This window comes from uncultured Formosa sp. (assembly GCF_947500765.1).
GTDB lineage: Bacteria > Bacteroidota > Bacteroidia > Flavobacteriales > Flavobacteriaceae > Formosa.
In genome coordinates this window covers 1-3,134 of record NZ_CANMTH010000031.1, presented here as the reverse complement: position 1 = coordinate 3,134, position 3,134 = coordinate 1, and the positions used below count along the sequence as shown (strand labels likewise).

Sequence of the window (3,134 nt, the reverse complement as noted above, 5' to 3'; positions counted from 1 at the left end):
CAATTTGAGCAATCGAGCTCAATGATATTAATAATATCAATATTTGTAGTACTGCTTTTTTCAACTTGCTGGTAACGTGTTTGTATATGGTTTGTTGCGTGGTTAAACAACTAAGTTAACAAATAAAAACTGAATAGAAAATCCGCGAGGATTTTCGTAAGTAGGCAAGAACCAAGCAATAAATTATATACAGTGTTGTAGCACGTTTTTATTTTTCGTTCAGTTGATATTTATACTCAAATGTTTCTTTTTCAGTTCCATCAATTTTAATTACTTTTTCTAAAAATCCGACGTTATTGTAAATGAACTGATAAGATTTGTTTTTACCAGTTAATATATAATTCTGTGATTTGTTTATTAAAATCGTATCATTCCTGTATTCATAATTTTCTTTTTTCCAAAGTCCGTTTTTTATTGAATAAAAGTCAGATGATATTAATCGGTTTGCAGAATTGTATTTGTTTTCAGATACCTTGAAATCGCCAGAATAGTTAATGATTGTGTTTCCGTTTTTGTCAATCACATCTTTATCCAATATTTTTTTTGTCTCGACAATTTTTTCTCGGTTTTCAGGGTAGAATATTTTGTCCTCGTATTTTTCTCCGTCTTTTAAATAATAGATGAATTCTCGGTTTAATCTGTCGTTGGAAAATTCTTGTTTTTGTTTTAATTCTCCATTTGTATTAAATATTTCTATTTCTTTAGAAACAATTTCTTTGTCATTTCCGTAATCGATTGAAATCTTTTGGTTTTTGTCCTTTATAAAAATGTCTTTGTTTTTAAGGATTCTTCCAGGATTTTCAAAAGTCAGTTTTGTGTCTTCCAAGTATTCATATTCATAGCCATATTTAAAATCTCCATTTGGCGAATAATGTGATGTTTTGATAACTCTCCCTTTTTCATCGTATTGATATTCGCTCTTATTGATAATTGTGTTATCATTCTCAATTTTGGTTATAACTTTTCCGTTTTTGTCAAAGCTGATGTCGGATGAAATTTGTCCATCTCTAAAGCATAAAAGTTGTTTTAGGCTGTTCTCTAATGCAAACTTTGTAAATGCGTCATTACTATTCCTTGTGTTTTGAGGAACGTTTAAAGTCGCTACAAATAATTTTCTCGGTTCGTGTTGGATCGATTGTCCAAAAGAAAAATTAGAGGCAAAAAATATGATGATTAATAGTCTGTTCATTGATTTGGTCAAATGTGCTACAACGGTCTAGTATAAGAATAGTTGCGGGTTTGCGTGCGAGGAATTTCCGAAGGAAATTCAGACGTAGCAAACACGCAACGACTTTTGATTTAGCACTAAACCGCAATTATTTTTATACATTGTTGTAAAACGTTTTTTATTTTTTCAAATCTTTCAATAATTCTCTAATATCTTGTAATTCAGATTTTTCCTCATATATTTTTTTCACTACGTAATCAAGAAGTTTATGAATTTTGTCAGCTTTATTCAATGATTCTTTTTCTGTCAGATTGTGCAATCCTTCAGAGGTTAAACTATACAAAACATCGAAAGGATTATCTCCAAGTATTTGTAATGATTTTGGTAATAAAGAAAATGAATTTTTATACAAGGAACTTATCTTTGAGTTTTTATTAAAATCCTCAATAAGCTTTTTCAATTTTGGGTCAGAAGAATTCAATTCACTTACATTAGATAAAATGCTCATCAATTCTTTCTCAACTATTCTTCTGAAATATGACAATGAGCCAATTCCGAAACCTTGTTGGTAAAGTTTAACTCCTTTGAAGTACCAATTATTAGTTTCTCTGTCAAAATATTTTTGAATAGATTCATCAATCTCCACTTTTTGTTCCGGTAATACTCCAACTTTGGTAAGAGAAACTTGAATTTTTTTATCTTCTACAATGTCAATGTGTTTAAAACCTTTTGAAGATTTTGACAATATGTTATCTCTGTTGTCGGGAAACTCTTGATTGCTCTTGACAGAAATAAGAAAATCAGCTTGTTTCTTTTGACAAGATTTGCAAATGCCAATTAGATGAATATTGTAATTTAAGAAGTTATTCTCATCAAAAAAATCTTTCGGAATTTTATCACCAGGAAGTTTACCATAATGTTCTTTAACTGAAACAGGTAAATCTATTTCAAAAGTCCTATTTGTTTTTTCTTCTTCGCAGAAATATTCAAACGATAAACCATAGAAATCAAAAGGGTCAACAATTCCATTTTCGTTTCTAACGTAATTTTCGATGTATAGAAATTCCTTATAAAGCGGATATTCCTTGAAAAATTCTTTTATGTCGTTTAGTTTCTGCATAAATGTTTTACAACGTGTTTGTGTATGGTTAGTTGCGTGGTTAAGCAACTAAATTAGCAAACTTTTACGAACCCGAGAAAATTCCGCAGGAATTTTCGCAAGTAAGCACATAAAAAGCAATTAATTATACACGGTGTTGTAGGTAGTTTTTTATTCTTACCAAACACAAAGCCAATATATTAATTCGTTTTCTTTTTCATTGGTTGCTATTCCTCTCGAAAATCCGTTTTTCCATTTTTCAGGTAAATTCTTGCCAGACGAGAGATTTTTATCTTCTAAATATTTTCCTTGTTTACTTTCAACTACATAAACTTTGTCATAATCAGGTAAGTATTTGCTATTAAGTCCAAAGTCTCGTTCATAAGAATCAAAATTCGGTATTGGTATTCCATTTTTTTTATCAGAATAGTCTAGTGTATCGCCAACTATGATAAAAATACTATCCGTTGGTTTATATCCTTGAAAATTATTTAATTTCAGTTTTCGTTCAACTTTATTAAATTCCAACGAGTCAACTTGATGTGAGAAAATCATACCTGCCATTCCAATTGCATAAACTCCAGAAGGGTAACTTACAGAGAGTTTTCTTTCCGCTTTTAATTCATTTGGGAAATGGTCAGTTAAATCTGTTGGAAACGCAACAATTCCGTTGGCATAATTTTCCAAGAATTGTATTTCTAATTCGTTTTTTTTGTTCGAACAAGAGTTCAGAAGTATTATTAAAACTAAATAGATGTACTTTCTCATTGGGTTGGGTCAAATTACCTACAACGGTTTTGTATATAGAAAGTTGCGTTTTTGAGCGAGGCAGATTTTCCGCAGGAAAATCCGCTGTAGCCAAAAATG

General features: G+C 30.3%; 3 protein-coding genes. All 3 read right to left on the bottom strand.

Going from position 1 to position 3,134, the window contains the following annotated elements:
- Positions 1-208: 208 nt before the first annotated feature.
- The 3 genes from Q1B05_RS18415 to Q1B05_RS18405 all read right to left on the bottom strand — a co-directional run bounded on the left by Q1B05_RS18415 (position 209) and on the right by Q1B05_RS18405 (position 2,954).
- Entirely contained in the window at positions 209-1,189 is a 981-nt protein-coding gene (locus tag Q1B05_RS18415; RefSeq protein WP_299782902.1) for a hypothetical protein, read from the bottom strand.
- A 157-nt stretch (positions 1,190-1,346) separates the two neighbouring features.
- Positions 1,347-2,288 carry a hypothetical protein gene (locus Q1B05_RS18410; protein ID WP_299782900.1) on the bottom strand — a complete coding sequence of 314 codons (942 nt, stop codon included), beginning with the start codon at positions 2,286-2,288 and terminating at the stop codon, positions 1,347-1,349.
- Positions 2,289-2,444: 156 nt separating this feature from the next.
- Positions 2,445-2,954: a hypothetical protein gene (locus tag Q1B05_RS18405; protein WP_299782898.1), complete on the bottom strand. Its 510-nt coding sequence runs from the start codon at positions 2,952-2,954 to the stop codon at positions 2,445-2,447.
- Between the last annotated feature and the right edge of the window lie 180 nt (positions 2,955-3,134).

Coding starts and splice junctions, on each gene's coding strand:
- Q1B05_RS18415 (WP_299782902.1), bottom strand. CDS start 1,189: ATGAACAGACTATTAATCATCATATTTTTTGCCTCTAATTTTTCTTTT.
- Q1B05_RS18410 (WP_299782900.1), bottom strand. CDS start 2,288: ATGCAGAAACTAAACGACATAAAAGAATTTTTCAAGGAATATCCGCTT.